This window comes from Acinetobacter sp. ANC 4178 (assembly GCF_004331175.1).
Taxonomy (GTDB): domain Bacteria; phylum Pseudomonadota; class Gammaproteobacteria; order Pseudomonadales; family Moraxellaceae; genus Acinetobacter.
Window position 1 is genome coordinate 101,552 of record NZ_SJOD01000002.1, and the last position, 25,506, is coordinate 127,057.

Below are 25,506 nucleotides of genomic sequence, written 5' to 3' on the forward strand. Positions count from 1 at the left end.
AATGTTGTGGATTAGTAATTCTCGCCCACTTTATTTTAATTTTTGAGCCTTAAACATTGCTGCGTATTTTGCCAAAGCTGCTCTGCCAAGCGCTTTTCATCTGTTTGTAAACATTGTGCCAAACCGTGTAATACATAGGGTAAATTGGCTGGGGTATTGCGCGTTCGTTGTTGGGTTGAAACTTGACAGCACAGCGGCGTCATATCAGGGCAATCGGTTTCCAACACCAAATGTTCAGCACCAATTTCCTGTACCACCCGATGCAGTTTTTTGGCATTTGGATTGGTAATTTGCCCTGTAATGCCAATTTTAAACCCCATTTTAATGAAAGCCTTGGCTTCTTCGACCCCACCACTAAAGGCATGGGCAATGCCACCAAATTGAAATTTTTGCTTTTTTAACATTGCTAGACTTTCGGCATGGGCTTTACGAATATGCAATAAAACTGGTTTTTGGTAATGTCGCGCCAATTCTAATTGCTGTTGAAAATAGTCCTGTTGTTTGGCAAATAATTCAGGTTGCTTATGCTCGGTTTGAAAAGTATCTAAACCAATTTCTCCAACCGCCACACAGTCATGCTGTCGTAAGAGTAATTCGAGTTGCTGTAAATGCTCAGGTCGATGTTGTTGAATATAAAAAGGATGTAGACCCGGCGCTAAATAAGCCTGTGGTGCTTCTCGTAAATGATTTATAAACTGTTGAGTTTTTAGTAAATCAGGAAATCGTGACGCGACAAAACCGATTAACACCAAAGCCTCTACCCCTGCTGCTTTAGCTTGATATGCCAGTTGTTCCCGATCTAGATCAAAATCGGGAACATCAAAATGGGTATGGGTATCAAATAAGCGCGGCAGCATATTCCAACCTGTTACTTAGTTGGCTCACTGGCAGCACTTGCAGCGGCTTCAGTGGCAAACTCAGGTAGATATGGTTTTTTTAGAATCGTCTGTAATTGCTCATAGGGAATGGTTAAACGAGGTAAACCGACCACATACGGTCCAATTTCATATTCACCATACTGTAAAATTAAACCTTGCTTACTCAAGTAGTAATTATCGCTCAGCTTAAATTTCCACGCCTGCTCATATTCAGAAACATCATTGGCTAGTTTGGACTCGATCACCCAAGTTTTAAAAGCTTCATGCGCTTGATTTTCTAGTGCCGCCAATTGATTCGGTGCCAGAATTTCATTCAGCTTGACCAGTTTTTTCTTTTCTAAATCAAAATTATAATATTGTTGTGAAGATGATCCATGCGCACCACCCAAGTAACTGCTGCTATTTAAGACTATCGTAACCAATGGGCCTTTGGCATTGAGAATAGTCGGCTTAATCATCACACTAATTTTATGACTAGAACTTAGCGCTTTAATCTCTTGATCTAATTTTAAAAAAGCTTGGGTATACGGCTGTAATTGCTGTTCGAGCTGTTGTTTCACCGTTACTGCTTGAACCACCGCCTGTGATGCTGCCACTTCCGATGCTTTCGCGGTCGATGCCGCTTCATCTGCAGCCGACTCAGGAGAAACCGCTAAAATTTTCTCGACCTGTTTCAGAATTTCAGCATCCATATAGGCATCGATAAATGGCTGATTACTACTGAGTCGCTCAATGGTCATTTCTGGGCAATTTTTGTCATCACACGCAGGTAAATTGAGTTGTAGTTTTTCCGAATCTCCAATCAATTGACTCGCTTGTTCTTGTGCCAACGTCGATGATGCCGCAGTCTCTGGTTGTTCCGATTCAACTTTTTTAGGCTGACACGCTGTCATCAGTATGGCTGTCGTCAATACACTTACCGCCCAAATCACTTTCTTTGTTGTCATTTGACTCAACCCTATTTTCATTTTTTCACTCGACATACCACACCTATCAAGGCTTCAATCCCGTTGACTAAAACATATTCTGATAGGTATCTGCTTTTAAAACCTGTTGTGTTTGTGCTTTGCTTAAGTAAATGTCCAATTGCTTACCCTCTTCTACAATTTGCTGGCTACGGTAATGTACGCCAATACCTTCACTGTCAAAGAACCAATCGGCTTGTCCCCAATACAATTTTTTCGGTGCCTTCTGTCTTGCTTCAGCCGTTTGTTGTTTTAACCAATCTAAATAGGCTTTTTGCACAATCTCGTTCATATAAACTTGCTGCTTTGGCTCAACAATGTCAAGTAAGGACACACCTTTCTGCAATTTTCGATCTGCGACAGCAAAGTAATAACGCTCGTCAATCTTAATGTCTTCTTGTTTACTGTTGACGCCCACTTGTAACAACACATATTGATTTCGTTGATAGGCAATACGGGTATACAGTGCCAATTGATAAGCAGGATTCTTTGAGTATTTTGCCTGCCAATCATCCGATTTTTTCACATAGGCATTAATCGCTTGTTGCAAACTCATGTTTTGCTTTAAGCCAATTTGATCTTGAATCACCATGGCTTGGGTTTTCGCCATCCAACTATTCAACCACTGGTCTTGGGTTTCAAGGGTTTGAATATCAATATCAATGCAATTTTTCGTTTCACAGAAGGGCAACGCAATTTTTGCAGGCTGCTGTTTGATATGCAGATAAGGCAGTACTTCCGCTTGATCTTGCTTAAAAATAGAGGCTGCTGATTTTTGTTGTTCATCTTGTGGCTGCTTCGATGAATCACAAGCGGACAAAGAAAGTCCTCCACACAGCAAAAGAGCAATTTGAATGATTTTGTTGTTGTTCATGTCGACCACACGCTAGGCTACCTCAACGGCAACGTCACCAATAAAAAAAGAAATACCATGTAAAAACAGCCTCCGAAAAGAGGCTGTTTTGTTTACTTTAGTGCTCGCGCGTATTACGGAACACGATGTCTGGATAACGCTCTTGCATTAACTGCAAGTTCACACGGCTTGGCGCAAGATAAGTTAAGTGCCCACCGCCATCGACAGAAAGTTGATCGTGTGCTTTTTTCTTAAATTCATTGAATTTCTTGTCATCATCACAAGAGACCCAACGAACTGTGTTAATGCTTACAGGCTCATAAACACAATCAACTTTGTATTCTTCTTTCAAACGGTACGCAACCACTTCAAACTGAAGTACACCCACCGCCCCCACAATCAGGTCATTGCTGTTTTGTGGCATGAACACCTGTGTTGCACCTTCTTCTGAAAGTTCTTTTAAGCCTTTTTGTAATTGCTTCGACTTTAAAGGATCTTTCAAACGTACACGACGGAACATTTCCGGTGCAAAGTGCGGAATACCTGTAAATTGTAGTTTTTCACCCGAAGTAAAGGTATCACCAATTTGAATGGTCCCATGGTTATGCAAACCAATAATATCGCCCGGCCATGCCTCTTCTAGATGTTGACGATCCCCTGCCAAGAAGGTCAAAGCATCGCTAATACGAACATCTTTATCCAAGCGCACATGCTTCATTTTCAAACCTTTTTCATATTTGCCTGAACAAATACGCATAAAAGCAATACGGTCACGGTGTTTCGGATCCATATTGGCTTGAATTTTAAAGACAAAACCAGTGAAACCCTCTTCAGTCGCTTCTACTTTACGGTCTTGAGTCGGGTGGGCTTTCGGTTCAGGCGCATAGTTACTAAAGGCATCGAGAACATGATCAACACCAAAGTTACCCAGTGCTGTACCAAACAACACAGGGGTTTGACGCCCTGCCAGAAACTCTTCACGATCCAATGGCTCATTGGCCATTTGTACCAACTCTAAAGACTCTTCAAATGCTGCCCAAGCCAACTCACCCACTTTTTCACGTAGATCGGCATGATCATAACCATCTCTGATTTCAATCTCGGTAATCGTCGAACCAAAGCCCGCTTTATACACATAAAATTTTTCTTCGATCAGGTTAAACACCCCAGCGAAGTCACGCCCCGTGCCCAATGGCCAAGTAATAGGTACACATTTAATTTTTAAAACGTTTTCAATTTCATCCAACAGCTCTAAAGGCTCACGGATTTCACGGTCCATTTTGTTCACAAATGAAATGATCGGTGTGTCACGCATACGACAGACTTCCATCAATTTGATGGTTCGGTCCTCGACCCCTTTTGCACCGTCAATCACCATGAGTGCCGAGTCTACCGCGGTTAAGGTACGGTACGTATCTTCCGAGAAATCTTCATGTCCTGGCGTATCTAGAAGATTGATCATCTTGTCTTTAAAAGGGAATTGCATCACCGACGTGGTAATGGAAATACCGCGTTCTTTTTCCATTTCCATCCAGTCTGAGGTTGCAGCACGGTCCGATTTACGGCTTTTTACCATACCCGCGACCTGAATAGCCTTACCCCATAACAGCAGTTTTTCTGTCATGGTAGTTTTACCCGCATCGGGGTGGGAAATAATCGCGAAGGTTCGGCGTGCCTGAACTTCTTTCAATAATTGATCTTTGAACATTGGGGAAATCTGCAATTAGTACACAGCGATGCCCACGCAAATTACGTGCCGCATACCACTGTCAGGTGAGACAAAAATAGGCTCAATTGTAGCGTAAGAATCGTTTTTCTTCTATTCATTTCATACTGAAAGGTTTTGCCTGCAATCAGACAAAACCCAACCAGAGAGTTAAAGCACTTCTGTATTTGTTACGGGATTGGACAATACAATCGAGTTTTCTTTGAGTTTTTCCAGCACAATTGAAGTGGTGATGTCATTGATCTGAAATTGATGCGATGAAATTTTACTGATCAATTGCGACATTTCATCTAAATTCTTCACCGCAACTTTAAGTAAAAAGTCTGATGTCCCTGTGAGTTTATAGGCATCACGAATGCGCGGCTCATCCAAAATAAATTCCAGAAACTTTTCAAAACCAGCATCATAATGATTGCGAATGCTGACCTCAATCATGCCAGTAATCGGCGATGGATCGGCTTTCAGCGCAATTTGTGCATAGTAGCCTGTGATAATCTTTTTTTGTTCTAGTGTTGCACGACGACGCGAACATTGGGAAGCCGAAAGACCGATCAGCTCTGCCAGCTCTTGATTGGTTAAACGACCATTTTGCTGTAATTGCTGAATAATTTTACGATCGTAATCGTCCAGTTCATCGCTCATCATCTATCCTAGAATTTTGTTATCAAACTGCTGAAAAAGCGCGTTTTTGTCTGCAAACTACTTTATCGAAACAATGAGGGAAAAACAAATTCGATTTGCCGCTCCCCCATAACTATGCAGATTAAGCAACGTAACGATCTTTACGATGATTCATCGCAATAATCAAGTTCAACACCACGGCTCCCATAATCGAGATTATGAGTAAATTCAAATCAACAAAAAATGCCGATGCTATCAAAATGCTGATATCCACAAACATTTGAAATTTCCCCATAGAAATATTGTATTTCTCATTCAGGAACATGGCCAATAAATTGATGCCCCCCATACTCGACTTATGGCGAAACAAAATGAGGAAACTAACCCCTAAAATAATGTTGGCAATTAAGGAGGCATAAATTGGATTGATATTCTCTAGACTAAAAAAAGTCGGATTGATTTCTGTAAAGCATGAAACTAAACCAATGGCCGCTATGGTTCGAAGTACCACTTGCAGCCCCATTTTTTGATAGGCTAAATAGAAAAATGGAATATTGATGCAGAAGAATAAAGTACCGAAAGACACATTAAATACATAATGTAGCAGGAGTGCTAAACCTGCGGTTCCACCTGTCATAATACCGCCCTGTTGGATGATATTAATTGCAAAAGACAACAGGAAGGTGCCAATAAAAAGTGCTACGACATCTTCTACTTTTGAATGTGACATAGGCGCTGGGAGAGTTGCCAAAACGGCAGGATTTGATAAAGGTTGGTTGTCCATAAGAAAATCCAAGACATACAATATGCAAAATTAATGCAATTTACATACCTAAATAAAATAAATACGCATTATTAAACCTTATAAGATTTTTTATTTTATTAAATCCAGCCATTTACAGATTCATATCGAAACATTTTCTTGAAATTTAGCATTAAATTTGCATGGTTTAATCACCGCACAATAATCACAAATCATGCATTATTTTATTTTTAATGCATATTGTGGTGCATTTATTATATTTATGCACAATTTTGTTGCATATTTTAATAATTATAGATTATACACATAGGCTAAGCATGCTTTAATAAAATGGTGAAATGACTGTTGTGCGACTCAGAATTGGAAAGAAACCCAATGAACCAACCATTTTTTTGAAGAGCTGATGGCAAGGATGGATTTATAGTTTTTTGATTTTTAAAAATTTTATTCAAATCCAATTGTTGTACTGTGCAAGAAAAGGTTTTTTCCAAATCTAGAATTCTGCAAAAGATAAGCGTAGAGACCGCACGATAAAATTACAAATAACATAATTTAATTATGTATTGCATAATTAAATTGGATTTAGTAAGCTGTTCTCAACATAAAGTAGCCAATGTGCACCTTTTTGATGCACAAATAGCACAGTTAAACAGATGATCGGTGAAGGGAATATCACAACATCAGAGAAAACCACTGTAAAACTAAAAGAGCCCTACAGTGAATGAAGATGCGGTATTCCACAGCACCATCATATAAGCCACACAGGATGTGTAATTGAACGTTGGAACTTGGTCATGCCACTGCATGTACCCTGCTGAAGATTGAGAAACTTACGGGTTTTTCTGCCGTTCCTCACATCCCAAACCGCCTGAACATTGGACTCGTCCTTACATGACAAGAGGGAAATAAGATGGATATTTTAGAAAACCCATTAGAATTATGTGGATTTGCATTTATTGAATTTGTATCAAAGGAAAATGATCTCGATCCAATTTTTGAAACCATTGGTTTTAGCAAAGTCGCAAAGCATAAATCTAAAAATGCGTACTTATGGCGTCAAGGAAATATCAATATTATTTTGAACTATCAGCCAGAATCTTATGCTTCTTATTTTTATAAAGAACATGGCCCTTCCGCTTGTGCCATGGGATTTAAAACCCGCGATGCAGCCAAAGCCTTTCAAAAAGCATTGGAATTAGGTGCAGAACCGATTTATAGCCAAGCAGGCCCAATGGAACTCAATATTCCAGCCATCAAAGGCATTGGCGGTATGCCCATTTTCCTGATTGACCGTGATATTTATGAAAATGATTTTGAGTTTATTGATGGTGTAAACCCGCACCCAGCGGGTACAGGTCTTAATGAAATTGACCATTTAACCCATAATGTCTACAAAGGTCGCATGGAATATTGGGCGAACTTTTATGAAAAAATCTTCAATTTCCAAGAAATTCGCTACTTTGACATCAAGGGTGAATACACAGGTTTAACGTCTAAAGCACTCACTGCACCTGATGGCAAAATTCGTATTCCATTGAATGAAGATTCAGATAAAGGTAATGGTCAAATTGCTGAGTTCCTTGCCGACTTTAATGGCGAAGGCATTCAACACATTGCCTTTATTACCGATGATTTGATTGGTACTTGGGACAAACTGAAAGCCCTTGGCATGAAATTCATGACTCCGCCACCCAATACGTATTATGAAATGCTACCTGAGCGTTTGCCAAATCATGGTGAGCCAACAGATGAGTTACAGCAACGTGGCATTTTACTGGATGGCTCAACTCAAAATGGCGAGAAGAAACTACTCTTGCAAATTTTCTCTGAAAATATGCTTGGGCCTGTATTCTTTGAATTTATTCAGCGTAAAGCGGATGACGGTTTTGGTGAGGGTAATTTTAAAGCCCTATTTGAATCAATTGAACGTGATCAAATCCGTCGTGGGGTACTTCAAGTTTAAGCAACTTGTCTAAACTGCAATACAAACGAGCGAAACATGTGAACCCATTTAAGCATGTTTCACTCACAAAAAAGGCGACTGAATTCAGTCGCCTTTTTAGCATGTTGCACAAGCCATCTTAGCGGGCTTGAATAAACCGATTAATCGCAGCCACTTCTTGCTGCAACAATTGGACTTTTTCACTGCCCGTGTTCAAAGGCAGAAACGTTTCACTGTCAATGGCGACCACAGAAAACTCTATCTGTCCTTGTGCATTAAATACAGGTAAACCCACCGCATTAATGCCCACCAGCAAATCTCCTTTCGCCAAAGCCATCTGTTCAGTACGAATCTGCTGTTTTAATTGGGTAAATTCATCCCAGTTGGCAGGTTTAAGTGCCAAACCTAAAGCGGCCGCCTTGTCCCATTCTTCCTGCATTAAAGTGCGAATGACACTTTCAGGTAAATACGAAGCAAAGACACGTCCGGATGCAGAGTTAACCAATGGCATAATTGAGCCGACTTTGGTCACAATTGCAATCGGATGATTCGATTCAAGCGATTGCACCACCAAAGGCCCTCGCGGTGACCATTTGCTAATTTGAATGCTACAGCCAATCTTGGCTTGTAAAGCATAAATCATCGATTGGACTTGTTGTAAGGCATCGGTATGTTGAATACAGTTCAAACCCAAACGCCAAGCCTGATCACCCAGTGCATATTGACCATCGTCCAGTTGTTTGGCGTAATTCATGCGGATCAAACTCACCAAATAGCGGTGAACTTTGGCTGGATGCATGCTCAGCTTGTGCGATAAATCTTTGAGAATAATCGGTTGATTATGCTCGACCAGTGCATTTAACACCGCCAAACCCACTTCAAGCGATTGCACCCCACCTGATAACTTTTCTTCAACCATTGACGCGCTCTTTAAAGGTCATTTTTTCAATCATTTATTTAGTTTTGTGTGACTACACAAGGACACATTGGTCCGTGACATCATGCCTGAGATTTATAAAAAACTGAAATCATCTTTTTAAATGACATTTAGTGTCAAAGCTCATCAGACGATCACTCACAGCAAAAAAAAAAAAACTGCACTCGGTCAAAAATGCAGTCAAGGGTAAAACTAAAAAATCAAAAAATTGGTTTAAGCACCTAATTCTTCTTCATGTAAAAAATGAGTATGTTGTGGTGCGCGTTTGGTTTTGCTCCATTCATCTAGCATTTCCAGTTTCATCTCTTCTGTAATTCGCGCGATTTTCTCATCAGCATGCGCATCGTTATAGGTCAGCTCTAAACGATGACCATTCGGATCAAAGAAATAAATCGAATGAAAAATACCGTGATTGGTAATGCCAAGCACTTTCACCCCTTGTTCTTCCAAATGGGCTTTGGCAGCCAATAAAGCATTTAAGTCTTCAACTTCAAAGGCAATGTGCTGCACCCAAGCTGGGGTATTTTCATCACGGCCCATTTCAGGTTGCGTTGGCAACTCAAAGAATGCTAAGACATTGCCCTGACCTGCATCTAAAAATAAATGCATATAGGGATCAAATGCTTTGGTGGACGGCACATGATCTTCAGCAAAGGCTAAAATAAAGTCCATGTTCAACATGGTCTTGTACCACAGCACCGTTTCTTTGGCATCTTTACAACGGTAGGCAACGTGGTGAATTTTTTTAATGGCAAAACTCATAATCAAACTCCTTTTTCTGTTTTTTATTCCCAATCGGCTTGTTGTTCTGGTGCAGCCTGCTGAAAAGCAGCTAACTGCATACAGTGCGTATAAATCGACTGGATTTTTGGATATTCCGTTAAATCTATTTGAAAGCGTTTGGCGTTATACACTTGTGGAATCAGGCAGCAATCGGCAAAACTCAGCTGTTCGCCAAAACAGTATTCACCATTAGAATGCTGTAGTTGTTGCTCTAGGCTACGAAAACCAAGCTTAATCCAGTGTTGATACCATGCCGTCTTTTCACTATTACTCACCTCAAGTGTCTGCTCTAAGTACTGCAACACTCTTAAGTTATTCAGAGGATGAATTTCACAAGCAATGTACTGGGCAAAAGCACGAATTTGCGCACGCTGTTGTAAATTCTGAGGCAACAAAGCAATCTTCGGATAGGCTTCTTCCAGATACTCAAGAATGCTCAGTGATTGCGTCAACACATACTGCTGATCCAGCAAAGTTGGCACCAACTCACTCGGATTAATTGCTGCGTACTCAGCCGAGTGTTGTTCGCCCCCCTGTTTCAGCAAATGCACCGCTTGTGTGTCATAACTCAAGCCTTTTAAATTTAAGGCAATCCGCACACGAAAGGCTGCTGAACTGCGAAAATAGCTATACAGTTTCATGCTGTACCTGCACTGTTTCAGCAAAATCAAAACTTAAAGCAGGTAAAATGGTATTTCGTACTTCACCAAAGCCCACGCGTATGCCCTCTTTTTCTGCATGACCTTTCATGATGACCGTATCACCATCCTGTACAAAACTGCGTTGTTCACTATTGGCTAAGGTTAAAGGTGCAGTCGAGTTCCAAGTCAGTTCCAACAAACTGCCATATGAGTCTTTCGTTGTGCCCGAAATCGTACCTGAGCCCATCAAATCGCCGACATTGACATTACAACCAGCAATGGTGTGATGCGTTAACTGCTGTGCCATTGACCAGTACATATATTTAAAGTTGGTTTGGCAAATTACATCCGCACTGTCATTTTGAGGTGTTTGAATTTCTACCGAAAGCTGAATGTCATAACTGCTTTCGACACTTTCTTGTAAATACGCCAATGGACGTGGCTCTTGTACAGGACCCTGTACTTTAAATGGCTGTAAAGCTTGCATGGTCACCACCCACGGTGAAATAGCACTCGCGAAGGTTTTGGAATTAAACGGACCTAAAGGGACATACTCCCATTGTTGAATATCTCGTGCCGACCAGTCATTGAGGAGCACCATACCAAAGATATGCGCTTCAGCATCTTCAATATGAATTGGCTGACCTAAACGACTCGGTTTACCCACAATAAAGGCTGTTTCTAATTCAAAATCCAACTTACGTGTCGCTGAAAAAACTGGTCGCTCTTGTTCTGGTAATTTGATTTGCCCCGATGGACGAACAATCTCTGTTCCGCTCACTACCACCGAACTGGCACGCCCATTATAGCCAACAGGCAATTCGCTCCAATTCGGTAATAAAGCATTTTTAGGATCGCGGAACATGCAGCCCACATTCGTGGCATGTTCTTTAGAAGAATAAAAATCGGTATAACCCGAAATTTGTACAGGCAAATGCATGATGGCATCTTGCTGTTTATAGAGTACCTGTTGCTGTAATTCTACATCATGCTGTAAACGTGGATTATCCAGTGCCAGTAATACTTGTAATTCACGACGTACTTTTTGCCAGTTGCTTGAACCTGATTCGATAAATTTATTCAAACTTGGCTGATTAAAATAGCACTCATGTTCACTCAGACGCAGAATGCCTGCCTGCTCTAAAGCAGCTAAATCTAAAATCCATTCGCCAATCGCAACACCAACACGTCGTTCGCCTTCCTTGCAACGACTAAAAATGCCATAAGGCAAATTATGAATGGTGAAATCTGAATGGGCTGAAACAGGAATAAAACAGCTCAATTGTGAGTTCATGATGATGTCATCCTTGTTGTTTTCTCTACACGCTTCACTTGATCGTATTGATGAAAATTTATTACTTTTATAAAAATCAACAAATTAAATAAAAGTAAACATCCAATCCACTACGACAACTGTATCAATTTCATTTCATCATACTGAATTTATAAAATTACGCAATATATAATTTAATTACTTTATTCATAATTTAATTATTTCTTGTTGTCTCTCGTTCAGTTAAACACTGCATTCAACTGCTGTTTTAAACAACACTTTTGGCTAGAAAACCCCGATGAACTCGCTACAATAAATGCTCATATTTGGTGCATAACTATAAAAACAAGGCTGTTTTATAGGGATCATCAGATAGAAATAAGCACCTAAGTTTCTTATTTTTAAGAGAAATAAAAAATAATTAGGTGTTTCACTTGTATATTATTTTTTAATCAATTTATGATATACGTAATTTATTAGGAAATAATTACACGACAAGGATGAGAATAATCATATGTCACACAATGATCACGGTAAGCTCAAGCACGGTTTATCCAACCGTCATATCCAGCTGATTGCCCTAGGCGGTGCAATCGGTACGGGTCTATTCCTTGGAATCTCTCAATCTATCAAACTGGCAGGTCCTTCCGTTATTCTGGGCTATGCCATTGCTGGACTCATTGCATTTTTAATGATGCGTCAACTCGGAGAAATGGTAGTCCAAGAGCCTGTGAGTGGTTCTTTCAGCTATTTTGCCAATAAATATTGGGGGCGTTTTGCGGGCTTTATGTCGGGCTGGAACTATTGGGTTCTCAATATTCTAGTGTGTATGGCAGAACTCAGCGCGGTCGGACTCTATGTTCAATACTGGTGGCCCGAAATTCCAACTTGGATGTCGGCACTTGGCTTCTTTATTTTAATTAATGTCATTAACTTGCTCCACGTGAAACTGTTTGGCGAAATGGAGTTCTGGTTTTCTATTATTAAAATTCTCGCCATTGTCGCCATGATTGGTTTTGGCTCTTACTTACTGGCAACAGGTAGCGCAGGCTCACAAGCGGCAATTAGCAACCTTTGGGCACTCGGTGGTTTCTTCCCAAATGGGGTTAGCGGTTTAGTCATGGCGATGGCAGCAATTATTTTTGCCTTTGGTGGTATTGAACTGTTCGGCATTACCGCTGCAGAAGCACGTGACCCACAACAAACCTTACCCAAAGCAGTCAATCAAATTATCTACCGCATTTTAATTTTCTATATCTTAACCTTGGTAGTGCTGTTAGCCCTATTCCCTTGGAACCAAATGGCACAAGGCGGCAGTCCATTTGTTATGGTATTTGCTTCGCTTGACAGCCAAGGCGTTGCCACCGCATTAAACTTTGTGATTTTAACGGCTGCGGTTTCTGTCTATAACGGCACCAGCTATTGTAGTAGCCGTATGTTGCTTGGTTTGGCAGAACAAGGCAATGCACCGGAATTCTTTAAAAAAATTAATTCTCGCGGCATTCCTGTCAATGCCGTCCTTATTTCAGCATTAGTCACTGCGTTGTGTGTTCTACTCAATTATCTCTTCCCAGAAAAAGCCTTTGGTTTACTAATGATGTTAGTTGTGGCTGCTATTGTGATTAATTGGGTGGTCATTTCAATCACCCATTTAAAATTCCGTCAGAGCCTACAACAACAGCAAGAAACCAGTTTATTCCCTAGCTTAGCTTATCCATTTACTAATTATCTGTGCATTGCATTTATGTTGGGTATTTTAGTCATTATGAGCCTGACTCCTGACATGCGTATCGCGGTGTATATGATTCCTGCTTGGGTCGGCTGTTTAAGTTTGGCTTATTGGATGAAGCAACGTAAAAGCAAACTTGCTGATACAACCTTATTACTAACCCCCGATAGTTCTTTTAAATAAGCCTATTGAATAAAAGCTGTTCCTCCCCCATGTAAGACCAGAATCAGATTGGAAGAAACTGGTCTTGCAAATCTGATGTGAATCGGCTTAAGTTATCACCAACTTTAACTGGGCGATGCGAAGCGCGAACAGTTTGACCCTAGCTGCAACAAACAAGGATTTTTTAAATGTTTCAACATATCCCTCCTTATGCTGGCGACCCAATTTTGTCGCTTATGGAACAGTTCAATACCGATCCACGTGAAGGTAAAGTCAATTTAAGTATTGGTCTTTACTATAACGAAGACAGTATTGTGCCTCAGCTTGAAACAATCATGGAAGCGCAGAAGCGTCTTGAGCCAAAACAAAACAAGACTAAACTTTATTTGCCAATGGAAGGTTTCAAACCTTACCGCGATGCAATTCAAGCGTTGTTATTTGGTGAAAATAGCCCAGCAGTACAAAGTGGTCGTGCCGTAACGATTCAAACTTTAGGTGGTTCTGGTGCGCTGAAAGTTGGTGCAGACTTTTTAAAAAATTACTTCCCAAATTCTGAAGTTTGGGTAAGCCAACCCACTTGGGATAACCACGTTGCCATCTTTAATGGTGCAGGCTTAAAAACCCATTTCTACCCATACTTCGATGCCGAAACACGTGGTGTAAACTTTGATGGTATGTTGTCTTGCTTACAACAACTACCAGAACAAAGCGTGGTGTTATTGCACCCTTGCTGCCACAACCCGACAGGTGCAGATTTAACTCCTGCGCAATGGGATCAAGTGATTGCCGTATTAAAGGCAGGCCAACTTATTCCATTCTTGGACATTGCTTACCAAGGCTTTGGTGAAGGCATGGAACAAGATGCCTATGCAATTCGCGCGCTTGACCAAGCAGGTTTAAACTTTATTGTCAGCAACTCATTCTCTAAAATTTTCTCACTCTACGGTGAGCGTGTCGGTGGTTTGACATTCGTGTGTGATGATGCTGCGACAGCACAATGCACCTTTGGTCAGTTGAAAGCGACAGTACGTCGTATCTACTCAAGCCCTCCTACAACAGGTGCGTGGTTGGTTGACCAAGTCTTAAATGACCAAGCGTTAAATCAACAATGGCAAAATGAAGTTAAAGAAATGCGTGAACGTATTATTAAAATGCGTCGTATTTTGAAAGATGAATTGACCAAAGCACTTCCAGACCGTGACTTCAACTACTTGGTTGAACAAAAAGGCATGTTCAGCTACACCGGCTTAACAGGCGAACAAGTCGATACCTTACGTGAAGACTATGCGATTTATTTGGTACGTAGCGGTCGTATCTGTGTAGCAGGCTTAAACATGAACAATGTTTATATCGTTGCCAAAGCAATGGCTGAAGTTTTAGCAAAAGCAACTGCTCAAGCTTAATCTTTAGTTCCAAAAAACCAAGATTGTTCAAACGAACAGTCTTGGTTTTTTATGTCTGAGTAGCTATACATTAAAGCCTATTTTCCTGCTGTAAAAGCATGGCTTAACGTAAGGTTCGATGCTGCACCAAATTATCAACATGCTGTGCCAAATACTCCTTTAAGTGATTTAAAAAATACGCAACGCGTGGCGAATCTTGCAAACGGGCTAAATACACAGCATACACATCCGCAGGTGGGGTACTGTACTGCTCTAACACCTGAATCAAACGTCCACTGCGTAGATACTTCGCGACGTCCCATTCGGCACGCATCAAAATCCCCTGCCCATCCAAGGCCCAATTTAAGGCAACCTCACCATCATTGGTACTTAAATTGCCATGTACCTTAATGGTTTCGACCTGCTCACCCAAACTTAAACGCCAGTTGCCATAAGCCGCTTCATTCTGCCGAATCACAATACATTGATGGACGGTTAAATCATGTGGCGTTTCTGGGATACCGACACTTTTTAAATATAAAGGCGAAGCACACAATAAACGTCGATTGGCTGCCAGTCTTTGCGCAATTAAACGTGAGTCTGGAATTTCACCAAAGCGAATCACCACATCCGTCGCTTCATTGGGCAAATTCACTGGACGATCACTCAGCTGCAATTGCACCTCCACTTCAGGGAATATTTTCGCAAAATCTGAAATCGCAGGGGCAATATATGAACGTCCAAAACCTAAGGGTGCATTGACGCGAAGTAAACCTTTGGGTGCAAATCGCGTACTCGACACGCGGCGTTCCATGTCTTCAATTTCTTTTAGAATCCGCAGCGCATTCTCATAATAAATTTCCCCCTCATGCGTCAGACTAATGCGTCTGGTGGTTCGATTCAGGAGACGTACCCCCAGACGATCTTCCATTTGCGTCAAACGTCGAGATACTGCGGGCGGAGTTAAATTTAATTCTCGTGCGGTAGCAACCAAACTTCCTTGTTTTATTAGTAAGCAAAAAAATGCTAATTCCGTATCTGAGTTCATGATTATTCAGTTTTTTGCAATAGTGATTTAACTTTATATCGATCCATCCATTTTGCAAAGTCTCTATTATCCATATCACGTTACCCCCCAAACAACATATTTCACCCAAGCAAGGAAACTTGAGTGAATAATAAAGTCCACCGTTTAAGGATTACGGTGTCACAACGGGGAGCCTTTTCGCCAGACTCGATTGCGGTATTTATACCAGATCGGGTGGTAATCGCTACTTATATGGAGATAAGCCATGGACATGGATATCGAAAAACGGACCTTACGGAAAATCACGTGGCGTATTGTCCCGTTTATCATGATTTTGTATTTAATTGCTTATATTGACCGCGTCAATATTGGTTTTGCCGCCATCACCATGAAGGAAGATTTGGGCTTTACCGCTTCAATTTTGGGTTTTGGCGCAGGGATTTTCTTTCTGGGTTACTTTTTATTTGAAGTCCCTTCTAACATTATTCTGCATAAAGTCGGCGCCCGTATCTGGATTGCACGGGTCATGGTCACTTGGGGCATTATTGCCGGTGGTATGGCTTTTATCGAAAGCTCCACCAGTTTTTATGTGATGCGCTTTTTACTTGGTGTTGCAGAAGCAGGTTTTTTCCCGGGCATTATTCTCTATCTCAGCTATTGGTTTCCTGCACGAAACCGTGCTGGTGTGATCGCTTTATTTATGGCTGCCGCCCCAATTGCCACGGCGATTGGGTCCCCGATTTCTGCTGCACTGCTAGAAATGCACGGCATCATGGGTCTGGCGGGTTGGCAGTGGATGTTTCTGATAGAAGCGGTTCCTGCGGTAATCTTAGGCGTAGTGGTGTTTTTCTACATGACGGATCGCCCTGAAAAAGCCGCATGGTTAAAAGCAGATGAGCGTGAATGGTTGGTTAAAACCATGCAAGCCGAAGATGCCAATAAAGGTGATCAACAACATCACAGTATTTTACGCGGTTTAGCCAACCCACGTGTACTGGCTCTGGCACTGATTTATTTTGGCACCTCAGCAGGCTTGTACACCCTCGGCATTTGGGCACCGCAAATCATTAAAGAACTGGGTGTCAGCTCCATGACCGTTGGTTTATTGAATGCCATCCCTCCAATTATCTCTGTGGTTGCCATGATTCTTTGGTCACGTCACTCCGACAAAACCAATGAACGCACATGGCATGTGGCATTGGCTTGCTTAACCGCAGCCGTAGGGCTCGCGATTGCAGCTGGTACTGGCAGTATGTTTGGTCTGATTGCAGCACTCACCATTGTTAATGTCGGAATTAGTTGTTCTAAGCCACCGCTGTGGAGTATGCCGACCATGTTCTTGTCAGGTGCTGCGGCAGCCACAGGTATCGCAACCATTAACTCGATTGGCAACTTAGGCGGCTTTGCGGGTCCAGCCATGATTGGTTGGGTCAAAGACCAAACTGGAAGTTTTGCAAGTGGTCTGTATTTCGTCGCAGGTCTACTGATTCTCTCTACCGTACTAACTCTCGTTTTAAGTTTTACTCAAAAAAACAAAGTCAGCTCGGCTGAATTGAGTAACTCCTGATCTTCATTTTTATATTGCTTGACTGAATTTAACGCTTTACAAGGAGCCTCCCATGGACAAAGAACTTGCCGTACAGTCCCTCACGGACACCATGGCCAAATTTACAGCCTACATTGGTAAACGTTTACCTAAAGATGTGAAAAGTAAACTGATTGAATTGAAAACTTTAGAAACCAATCCATTGGCGAAGTCGATTTACGACTCCATGGATGAAAACCAAGAAGCGGCGGATCGACTCAATCGTCCCAGCTGCCAAGACACTGGCGTGATTCAATATTTTGTTGAAGCGGGTGCACATTTCCCACTGTTGGGTGAATTACAGGAAATTTTACGTGAAGCAACCGAAGAGGCCACCCGTACAGGGCCCTTACGTCACAATGCGGTTGAAACCTTTGATGAGAAGAATACGGGCACCAATACCGGTACCCAAATTCCGTGGCTAGACTGGCGCATTGTCCCTGAACAAGACAGCTGCACCATTGATGTTTATATGGCAGGTGGCGGGTGTACCTTGCCGGGTGCCGCTAAAGTGCTGATGCCAGGTCAAGGCTACGAAGGTGTGGCTGAGTTTGTGATGGACGTGATTACCGAACGTGGTGTGAATGCTTGCCCACCATTATTGGTCGGTGTCGGGGTATCAACCTCTGTTGAAACCGCTGCGCGCTTGTCCAAACTGGCCATTATGCGCCCTGTAGACTCAAGAAGTGATAACCCACGCGCTGCATTAATGGAGGATTTACTAGAACAAGGTTTAAATGAAATTGGGATTGGTCCACAAGGCTTAACAGGCAATAACAGTGTCATGGGAGTGAACATTGAATCTTCAGCCCGCCATCCATCGACGATTGGCGTGGCTGTGAATACTGGCTGTTGGGCACACCGTCGTGGAAAAATCAAAATTAATGCGGACATGTCTTATGAAATCCTGTCGCACGAAGGAGTTGTGCTATGAAAAAAATTCTGACTACCCCACTGCGTGATGAAGACTTAGCCGATCTTAAAATTGGTGATGTGGTGTATCTGACCGGTCGTTTAGTTACTTGCCGTGATGTGGCGCATCGTCGCTTGATTGAGCAAGGTCGGCAACTTCCAGTGAATTTAGAAGGCGGTGCGATTTTCCATGCAGGCCCGATCGTACGTAAAAAGGATGATGGCCGTTTTGAAATGGTCTCGATTGGCCCCACCACCAGTATGCGTATGGAAAAATTCGAACGTGAATTTATTAAACAAACGGGTGTAAAACTGATTGTTGGTAAAGGCGGTATGGGGCCTGAAACCGTTGCAGGCTGTCAGGAGCATAAAGCAGTGCATGCGATTTTCCCGGGGGGCTGTGCGGTACTGGCGGCCACTCAAGTGGAAGAAATTGAAGGGGCTGAATGGCAAGATTTGGGGATGCCTGAAACCTTGTGGATTAACCGCGTCAAAGTATTTGGTCCTTTGATCATCTCGATTGATACTCATGGCAACAATTTAATTCAGCAAAATAAAACGCAATTCCAAGCCAAGAAAAAGCCAGTGTTGGATCGCATCAGTAAGGAATTAAGCTTTATTAAATAAACTTAAATGTGCAATAAAAATAACCCTGAAATATTCCATTCAGGGTTATTTTTTAAATCTGAATAAAAGCAAATGCTGCGCAGACTATTGATTCGGAGTGAAAGGCCAATACGCTGCATTGACTCCCTGACAGCCTGTTGAACCATTTAATTGTTCCACTGTAGCCATTTTTACAGGACTAAAAGCCTGATCGAGATAGCGGTCATTTTCACAATGCTGTGCCAAATACCCCGCCTGATCAACCAATCGCTCTGCTGAAGCAAAAATCTCGCGTGAATGTCGCCAACCTAATTGGCAATATTCAGCCGCAGCCCAAACCAATTTCACCTCTGCCTGAGCGAGTTCTTTATAAGCACACTGAAAACCCGCATGAACTTTAATGCTTTCGATGCGAGCCCACAAATCTCGGCGCATAACCTGAGAAAAAGCTAAAATTGGCGTCTGAGTCGTAAGCTGCACTCTGTTGTCGGTATTGGTGATATTCAGCACCTGCTGATAAACCATTGCTAAGTTTTTGGGCTTACTCTTTTCACTATATAACTGATCAGCATAACTGAGCCATGTTTGCGCTTTTTCCAGTTGGTATTTTTCTTTTACCTCAGTACTTTGCCCAAGTGCCTCACGTATTTTCGACTGAATCTGTTGATGCGACGATATATATGTGAATTGATGGGCCTCGGTATTGGCATAAAGCGCTGGGCTAAGCAGCCCAGCCAACAGCAATGCTTTTAATCCTAAAAATTTCATAATTTAGGCTCCAAAGCTTTATTCACGCTTGCCTTATTTTGATTAAAAAGGTTCTCATCAAATTTAAAGCGGAAACGGAAATAAGCGCCATCCATTGTGGTATCGCCATCGGTTAAATCTTTATCTTCATAACCAACAAAGTTATATCCACCAGAAACCCAAAGGTTGGCCGCCAGAAGATAACCCACCTCAACCCCTGCCATCAGCTTGGTGCCATCGGAAACGCTGTTCCACATGACGCCAGCATTTACCCCAGCATCCCAACGGTCATTAATATCATACATGAAGCGCGTATTCAGCATTTGCGTCATACCACTGCTTTGCAATAGGTCGTAGGTTTCTTCTAAATATTTCACAGCATACTGACCCGACACATGCACATCACGCGTCGGATGATAATTTAAATGATGCGACATAATGTAAGCATTACGCTCGTACGGATCACTTAAAGTGGTTTCATTCTTTTCGTAGCGATACTCAATTTTACTGAGTGAATCAAATTTGTTGGTTTCTAAATCACGATAAGCTGCACCAATCTGGAATCGGTTAATTAAACGATCACCTGAATCGGCAGCTTTATTATCGGTTAAATTTAAAACGTTTTTTGCCAAGAACGTGACTTCATCTGAATACTTATAGGCTGTTCCCAACGTATTTAAATAGCTATCACTTTGATTTGACCAACGCCCTTCAATACGCGCTACATTCTTCCAACGAGGGTTAGATAAATGCTCAAAGCCCAAAGTCGCTGCGGTAGACTCAAGTGAATCTTTATTTTCACCTTCAAAGACTTTCACTTTCTCAAAGCTGGTATTAAAGAATAAACCTTCTTTTAATTGCCAACGATTACGTACACCCATTGCTGCTTCTGCTTCACGCGCACTTAAACCATCGCGCACACGATATTCACTGAATACCGAACCATCTCGCATATATTGACTGTCTAAACCAAATACCGTGGTATTACGTTTTTGCGTGTCATTGAGTTCGTATAAACCACCAATACTTGAGATAAATTCATGACGTGCATAAGCATGAATATTTTTATAGACCTGAGCATCACCACCAACAGCAAATACACGGCGATTACTATCCGCAACATCTTGCTCATATTCAATAAATGCACTTGAACCATCAAATGGTAATGCCGTTTTCAATTTGGCCCGAAGCGTGGTGCCATCGTAAGGTGTTTCAACGCTTTGCGTGGATGTACTGGCAGCATTCAATGACTCATTATAATAACGAACACCCAGTTCTAAACTGACAATACGATTAATGGCTTTTTCAATGGAAGCACTGATCCCGTTACGTACCCCTGCATTGGCAATATCTTCTGTACGCACAGCTTCAATCCGTAATACACCAAATCGGTCTAAGCGTGCATTCAGTTTCACAGCACTTTCTTTACGTCCTGAGCTGATTGAAGATGCTGCATTGCGGAAGCCAACATCCGCCTGTTGATGATAGGCACGCACATCGACATTGTCTTTTTTATAATCCAGTTCTACACGTGCTGCGGAACCATTCCCCGAGGTATTTGCAGTTGTCGAGGCATTCACATCGGTGAGCTGATCCAACGTCATTAAATCATGATCAGAATATGCGTATTCAGCAATCAGTTTAGTTTGATCATTCCAACGAATGACCGTATTGGCACTGGCAATTTTTTCCTGATCAATCGGATCATCATTTTGAATATAAGAGCCGCCGACGGTCACTTTATCATTCAATTTATAACGACCATTCACCCCCGCCACGGTATATTCTTTGCCACCTTGATCAGTTTCAATGGTGATTCTTAAATAGACTGGGTTTAGATTTTCATCGATGCTACTTAACGGTGAAGTTAAATAAATACTGTTGGTATAGGTATCAACTTCATAGTCGCTAAAACGGGTTAAGGTACGTTGTGAAATAATTAAACCAGGATTGTTACGATCACGCACAATCACTTCAACTTTTTCACTATTTTGAAGCATGTCATTGCTGTCCATGCCCAAGGCATAAGGACCTGAAACACCCATTGCACGGAGTTCATTCACCACTTGAGTGGTATTGGTACGTGCAGCAAAGCTGGCAACTTGAAAGCGATCACCTTCAACCACCGACTTTAAACCCGTTAACGAACGACTATACTGACCTAAAGAAAGTCCTTCGTCATTTTCGGTGCGTGTGACATAGTCGCCATACATCGCATAAGAACGACCTTTATCGACACGAACATAAAATTTACTGGTGGACTGCGCATCAAAACCTTTGGCAGATGCATCACCGTATACTGGGTAATATTCATCTGGACGGATATCACGGAATAAACGCTGATTATTTTCTTTGCTTGAGTCATATGCCAAAGTCAGTAAATAATCGCCTCGCACTTTGCCTTTCAAGAATAATGCCGCACGACCACGAATGGCGGTTTCACCATCACTCGAACTCGACAAATCATTCAGCTCTTCTTCAAAACCATCTTGAGTCGAGGTTTGAGACAGATTTTTAGGATCAAACTTATTTAGTGCAAAAGAACCTTCAACAATCCCGGCAACCAACATTGGACGAAGTTCTGCCAAAAAGCGCACTGGTACAGTTTGTTCGTAAATCCCACTACGGACACGCAATACACCCGACCCAGCTTCCAAAGGTGCCAGTACTGGCACCACCAAAGATCCACCTTCTGCAAAAACTTGCACGCCAGGTTTATCTGGATCGAGGTCTTTGAGTTGAATCATGCCAATCGATGATTCAAGTGTGATTGGCGTACGTGTCGCAACAGGAGTCCCATGCTGATCTAGGACTTTAACCACCACCTGATAAATATCTTTACCATTGGCATAAACCGTTTGTTCAACAGGCTGCGTTGTCAATTGGCTCATCGCATCTGGTGCAATCACTGTGACTTGTTGCTGATCACGCATGTTGCCGAAGCTATCGTACTGACGAACTGCAATCGTATTTTTACCAGCCGCCAATGGCACACCAATAAAGTCAAAGCCTGCTGCACCACGCTCTTGATAAACCGCTTTTTTACCAATACGCTTTTCCGAAACTTGTTCATCGTTTACAAATAAACGAATGTCGGTGCCTAAAGCACCTTTAACCTGAATCGTGGCTTGTGGTGTAGGTAAAATTTGCTGTTCTTTCAGATTTAAAATCGCCAGTTGATTCGATTCCGAACGCTCCAGTTCTTGCTCTAAATCTAAAACAACTGACGCCTTTACTGGTTCGATTTGAACAGTTTGAATCTCTTTAATCTGATCTTTTTTATATTCAATATTACAATTGGCTGAAGCCCCTGCTGCACTAATACATCCGCTTGCAGGTTGACCTTGTACATCTGAAACTGAATTGCTGAGTGGATCAACGGTTAAATCTTGACGCAAGGTTTGCTCTAATGCATCCAGTTGCGCATTAATTTTACTGCGGCGGTCTTCAATTTGCTCCGCCAAAGCTTGACTGCATTCACCTGAAGAATCAGTAATCGCGAAGTCTGCTCGGTGCAATTCGCCACGTTTTAAATCTACGAATCGGCTGGCTGGATCACCTGCTTGACGGTTATTAATCAGCACCAATTCTGCATTATTGGGTAAAGTCGTATTGTCGACTTTTAATACGTGGGTAATCGGTTTAATGCCGTAGAAGTTGTATTTACCTTCACGATCCGTCACCACAAAGCTACCATCTTCCATATAAATACGGATACCAGGTACACCGCGTTCTCCCGCATCTTGAACGCCATTGCGGTTACAGTCGCTAAAGACTTTCCCGACAATAAAGCCATCTGGACTAAATACACCAGGGGTGACTTTTACTGCGGCCTGTGCTTCATTCGAAACGGTATTTTTGTTGTCCTGCGCGTACACACGGTTAACGCCATCTCCACTCAGCGCATTAGGACCAATATAGACACGGTATTGAACTTTGGCTTGTTGCTTTGGTGTCAGCGTTCCCAAACCTAGCGTCAAATAAGGTCCTTTTCCACCTTCAGGATCTGCATTTTTTTGCCCATTGACGCGGGTACTGCCTGAAACATAAATAAAACCACGAGGCAAAGTATCTTTCATGTTGACATCATAGAGGGTCGAATCCCCCATATTTGCCACCGTAATTTGATAATCTTTAAAATCACCAATTTCGGCAGTATTCGTTCCGACCACTTCTTTTTTAATGACTAATTTGTCATTGCTGGGTACAGAAATATCTACAGGATCAATTGGAATATCAATATTGAGTGCAGCATCACCCGTCTTTAACGTAAAGTTGCCCCCATACGACCAAGAGCTGTCAACCACACGATCCGCAAAATTATTATAAATGGTCTTGTCACTGGTAAATTTATAATTGGTAGAGCCTGCAATTGTTGAAGTATCAATATCAAGTCTATAAGTTCCATTTTCCACAAAAGGATAGACAAATTCGCCTTTACTATTGGTTAGCTGCGTTGCAGGAATCACCACTTTTTCACCCGTGGTTTCATCCAATTTATACGCCACATTTTCAGCAGGATTACCCTTCGCATCCAACAACGTGACCTTCGCACCAGCAACAGGTAAATTGGTCTTTGCATCAAAAACGACACCATAAGGATCAATTAAAACCGTGGTATGAATATCTGTAATACTGTTGGTCGAATTACCACTCTCATCTAAACAATCCGTCAAAGACACAATCACCTGATCTCGCTTGACGGTTTGTAGAATCTGGTCATTCAAATGAATGGCACCCGCTTCTTGTGTTGCTAAAGTGAAGCGGAATACACCTGTATTCGCCCCAGTCTCCACGCCCTGAACATACTCAACATCCCCAGTCAGCGTCGATTGAACTTTAATTTTGACTTTATCTAAATTGCTACGTGAGGCATTACACATGGCACTATTTGCAGCAATGTATAACGGTTGATTTAGACTGCCCGTTGCTAAAATATTAGAATAATTTTTGCTGTTATTGCTAATTGATGCACTACCGCCAACGGTTGTCGTCACTTCGTTGGAAACTGTTTTTTTCAAACTCGAAAGCAAACCATGCTCAACATTAAACACGTTTGAAATTGAGGCATGACTCACATTGGAATTCATGGTCACAACCAACTCGACTGCTTCTGTGCTATTCGCAGCCAAGGCTTGAGGGTATGCCACCACCAGCGTATTAATTAAAGATTTATCTGCTGGAATCTGACGCGTAAACTTATCTTGTCCTAAAGGATATAAAACCAGCGCTTTAGAATTGGTTGGTTTAGCCGATTTAAAGATGGTATTGGCTGGTATTTCATCCAACAAAACCACAGCCTTCATGGTCTCACCATCAACGTCAATGGTTTGCAGACCAGAATTACGCTTTGAACTATTTTTCACGCTCAAGTTATAGGTTAAATCATAAGATTGACCCACTTGTGGTTCAATACTGGTTTTATCGACCGATTTGGTTGCTGTGAGTTGTGGTAAGAAACTAATTAAAGCATTGACCGCATCGGCAATGGCAGTCGGGTCTTGCACAACATAAGCTTGAAGTGGTAAGTCTACTTGCTGGTTATCATTTAGTGATATGGACGAATCAGCGACCACCCATAAATCAACTTTTTGCCCAGCCTGTAAACTTAAATGTCCAGTCACCAGTAAATCTGAACTATCAAATTCACCATTTTGATTACTGTCGACATAAATTTTAATATTCGATAATTCTGGAACAATACTTTTATCAATCGCAATATCGGCAGGTGCATTACTGTGATTGGTCAAAGTATTTAGCCAAATCACTCGCGCACCCGCATCAATTTCTAATCGTGTTGGTGAAGTGAGGCTAATCACATATTTAGGAGTGATGGTCACTTGGACGGTATTTGAAACCGATTGACCAATTTGACCATCAGTTTGCATAAAACTTGCATACGCGGTATTGGTAATATTTTGCCCAGCAGCAGGCATCACAGCATAAGCATGATTTACCAATGCCATAGCCGTAG

The 25,506-nt window shown here is 41.9% G+C and carries 19 protein-coding genes; 6 read left to right on the forward strand and 13 right to left on the reverse strand.

What is annotated here, in order from left to right; genetic code table 11:
• Nucleotides 1–35: 35 nt before the first annotated feature.
• From E0H87_RS04830 to E0H87_RS04855, 6 genes are all read right to left on the reverse strand, one after another.
• Nucleotides 36–857, reverse strand: coding sequence for a TatD family hydrolase (locus tag E0H87_RS04830; RefSeq protein ID WP_131322581.1), 822 nt, complete (start codon nucleotides 855–857; stop codon nucleotides 36–38).
• Between the two features lie 11 nt (nucleotides 858–868).
• A complete protein-coding gene (locus tag E0H87_RS04835) occupies nucleotides 869–1,825 on the reverse strand; it encodes an RsiV family protein (protein WP_131322582.1) in 957 nt (318 codons plus the stop codon).
• 67 nt (nucleotides 1,826–1,892) lie between these two features.
• Nucleotides 1,893–2,717 carry a hypothetical protein gene (locus E0H87_RS04840; protein ID WP_131322583.1) on the reverse strand — a complete coding sequence of 275 codons (825 nt, stop codon included), beginning with the start codon at nucleotides 2,715–2,717 and terminating at the stop codon, nucleotides 1,893–1,895.
• A gap of 97 nt (nucleotides 2,718–2,814) precedes the next feature.
• On the reverse strand, nucleotides 2,815–4,404 hold the full coding sequence (locus E0H87_RS04845; protein ID WP_131322584.1) for a peptide chain release factor 3: 1,590 nt from the start codon (nucleotides 4,402–4,404) through the stop codon (nucleotides 2,815–2,817).
• A gap of 168 nt (nucleotides 4,405–4,572) precedes the next feature.
• The gene (locus E0H87_RS04850) at nucleotides 4,573–5,064 is read right to left on the reverse strand and encodes an Lrp/AsnC family transcriptional regulator (protein ID WP_131322585.1); all 492 of its coding nucleotides are present in this window, start codon (nucleotides 5,062–5,064) and stop codon (nucleotides 4,573–4,575) included.
• Between the two features lie 121 nt (nucleotides 5,065–5,185).
• Complete coding sequence (locus E0H87_RS04855) at nucleotides 5,186–5,827, reverse strand: YitT family protein (RefSeq protein WP_227547312.1); 642 nt, start codon at nucleotides 5,825–5,827, stop codon at nucleotides 5,186–5,188.
• 889 nt (nucleotides 5,828–6,716) lie between these two features.
• On the opposite strand from E0H87_RS04855, the gene hppD reads away from it, so the two are divergent.
• The gene (gene hppD / locus E0H87_RS04860; RefSeq protein ID WP_131322586.1) at nucleotides 6,717–7,769 is read left to right on the forward strand and encodes a 4-hydroxyphenylpyruvate dioxygenase; all 1,053 of its coding nucleotides are present in this window, start codon (nucleotides 6,717–6,719) and stop codon (nucleotides 7,767–7,769) included.
• 118 nt (nucleotides 7,770–7,887) lie between these two features.
• Here the strand turns inward: hppD and E0H87_RS04865 are convergent, their stop codons facing one another.
• From E0H87_RS04865 to fahA, 4 genes are all read right to left on the reverse strand, one after another.
• On the reverse strand, nucleotides 7,888–8,667 hold the full coding sequence (locus E0H87_RS04865) for an IclR family transcriptional regulator (protein WP_131322587.1): 780 nt from the start codon (nucleotides 8,665–8,667) through the stop codon (nucleotides 7,888–7,890).
• A gap of 231 nt (nucleotides 8,668–8,898) precedes the next feature.
• Nucleotides 8,899–9,447, reverse strand: coding sequence for a VOC family protein (locus E0H87_RS04870; protein ID WP_131322588.1), 549 nt, complete (start codon nucleotides 9,445–9,447; stop codon nucleotides 8,899–8,901).
• Between the two features lie 23 nt (nucleotides 9,448–9,470).
• Nucleotides 9,471–10,109 carry a maleylacetoacetate isomerase gene (gene maiA, locus E0H87_RS04875; protein WP_131322589.1) on the reverse strand — a complete coding sequence of 213 codons (639 nt, stop codon included), beginning with the start codon at nucleotides 10,107–10,109 and terminating at the stop codon, nucleotides 9,471–9,473.
• Nucleotides 10,096–11,403 (reverse strand): fumarylacetoacetase, encoded by a 1,308-nt coding sequence (gene fahA / locus E0H87_RS04880; protein ID WP_131322590.1) that lies wholly within the window; start codon nucleotides 11,401–11,403, stop codon nucleotides 10,096–10,098. The genes maiA and fahA overlap by 14 nt, the downstream gene beginning before the upstream one ends.
• 493 nt (nucleotides 11,404–11,896) lie before the next feature.
• Between fahA and E0H87_RS04885 the strand changes: the two genes are divergently transcribed.
• Nucleotides 11,897–13,294 (forward strand): amino acid permease, encoded by a 1,398-nt coding sequence (locus E0H87_RS04885; protein ID WP_131322591.1) that lies wholly within the window; start codon nucleotides 11,897–11,899, stop codon nucleotides 13,292–13,294.
• Nucleotides 13,295–13,461: 167 nt separating this feature from the next.
• On the forward strand, nucleotides 13,462–14,676 hold the full coding sequence (locus E0H87_RS04890) for an aromatic amino acid transaminase (RefSeq protein WP_131322592.1): 1,215 nt from the start codon (nucleotides 13,462–13,464) through the stop codon (nucleotides 14,674–14,676).
• A 103-nt stretch (nucleotides 14,677–14,779) separates the two neighbouring features.
• On the opposite strand, the gene E0H87_RS04895 is transcribed toward E0H87_RS04890, so the two are convergent.
• Entirely contained in the window at nucleotides 14,780–15,703 is a 924-nt protein-coding gene (locus E0H87_RS04895) for a LysR family transcriptional regulator (protein ID WP_131322593.1), read from the reverse strand.
• 244 nt (nucleotides 15,704–15,947) lie between these two features.
• Here E0H87_RS04895 and E0H87_RS04900 point away from each other — a divergent pair, with 244 nt between their 5' ends.
• From E0H87_RS04900 to ttdB, 3 genes are read left to right on the forward strand one after another with little or no spacing between them, the layout of a single operon-like run.
• The gene (locus E0H87_RS04900) at nucleotides 15,948–17,249 is read left to right on the forward strand and encodes an MFS transporter (protein WP_131322594.1); all 1,302 of its coding nucleotides are present in this window, start codon (nucleotides 15,948–15,950) and stop codon (nucleotides 17,247–17,249) included.
• A gap of 52 nt (nucleotides 17,250–17,301) precedes the next feature.
• Nucleotides 17,302–18,201 (forward strand): L(+)-tartrate dehydratase subunit alpha, encoded by a 900-nt coding sequence (gene ttdA, locus E0H87_RS04905; protein ID WP_131264986.1) that lies wholly within the window; start codon nucleotides 17,302–17,304, stop codon nucleotides 18,199–18,201.
• Entirely contained in the window at nucleotides 18,198–18,806 is a 609-nt protein-coding gene (ttdB, locus tag E0H87_RS04910; RefSeq protein WP_131264987.1) for a L(+)-tartrate dehydratase subunit beta, read from the forward strand. The genes ttdA and ttdB overlap by 4 nt, the downstream gene beginning before the upstream one ends.
• An 84-nt stretch (nucleotides 18,807–18,890) precedes the next feature.
• On the opposite strand, the gene E0H87_RS04915 is transcribed toward ttdB, so the two are convergent.
• Both E0H87_RS04915 and E0H87_RS04920 read right to left on the reverse strand, forming a co-directional pair.
• Nucleotides 18,891–19,553 (reverse strand): hypothetical protein, encoded by a 663-nt coding sequence (locus tag E0H87_RS04915; protein WP_131322595.1) that lies wholly within the window; start codon nucleotides 19,551–19,553, stop codon nucleotides 18,891–18,893.
• A complete protein-coding gene (locus E0H87_RS04920; RefSeq protein ID WP_131322939.1) occupies nucleotides 19,550–25,468 on the reverse strand; it encodes a DUF11 domain-containing protein in 5,919 nt (1,972 codons plus the stop codon). Before E0H87_RS04920 ends, E0H87_RS04915 begins: the two co-directional genes overlap by 4 nt.
• Nucleotides 25,469–25,506 lie beyond the last annotated feature (38 nt).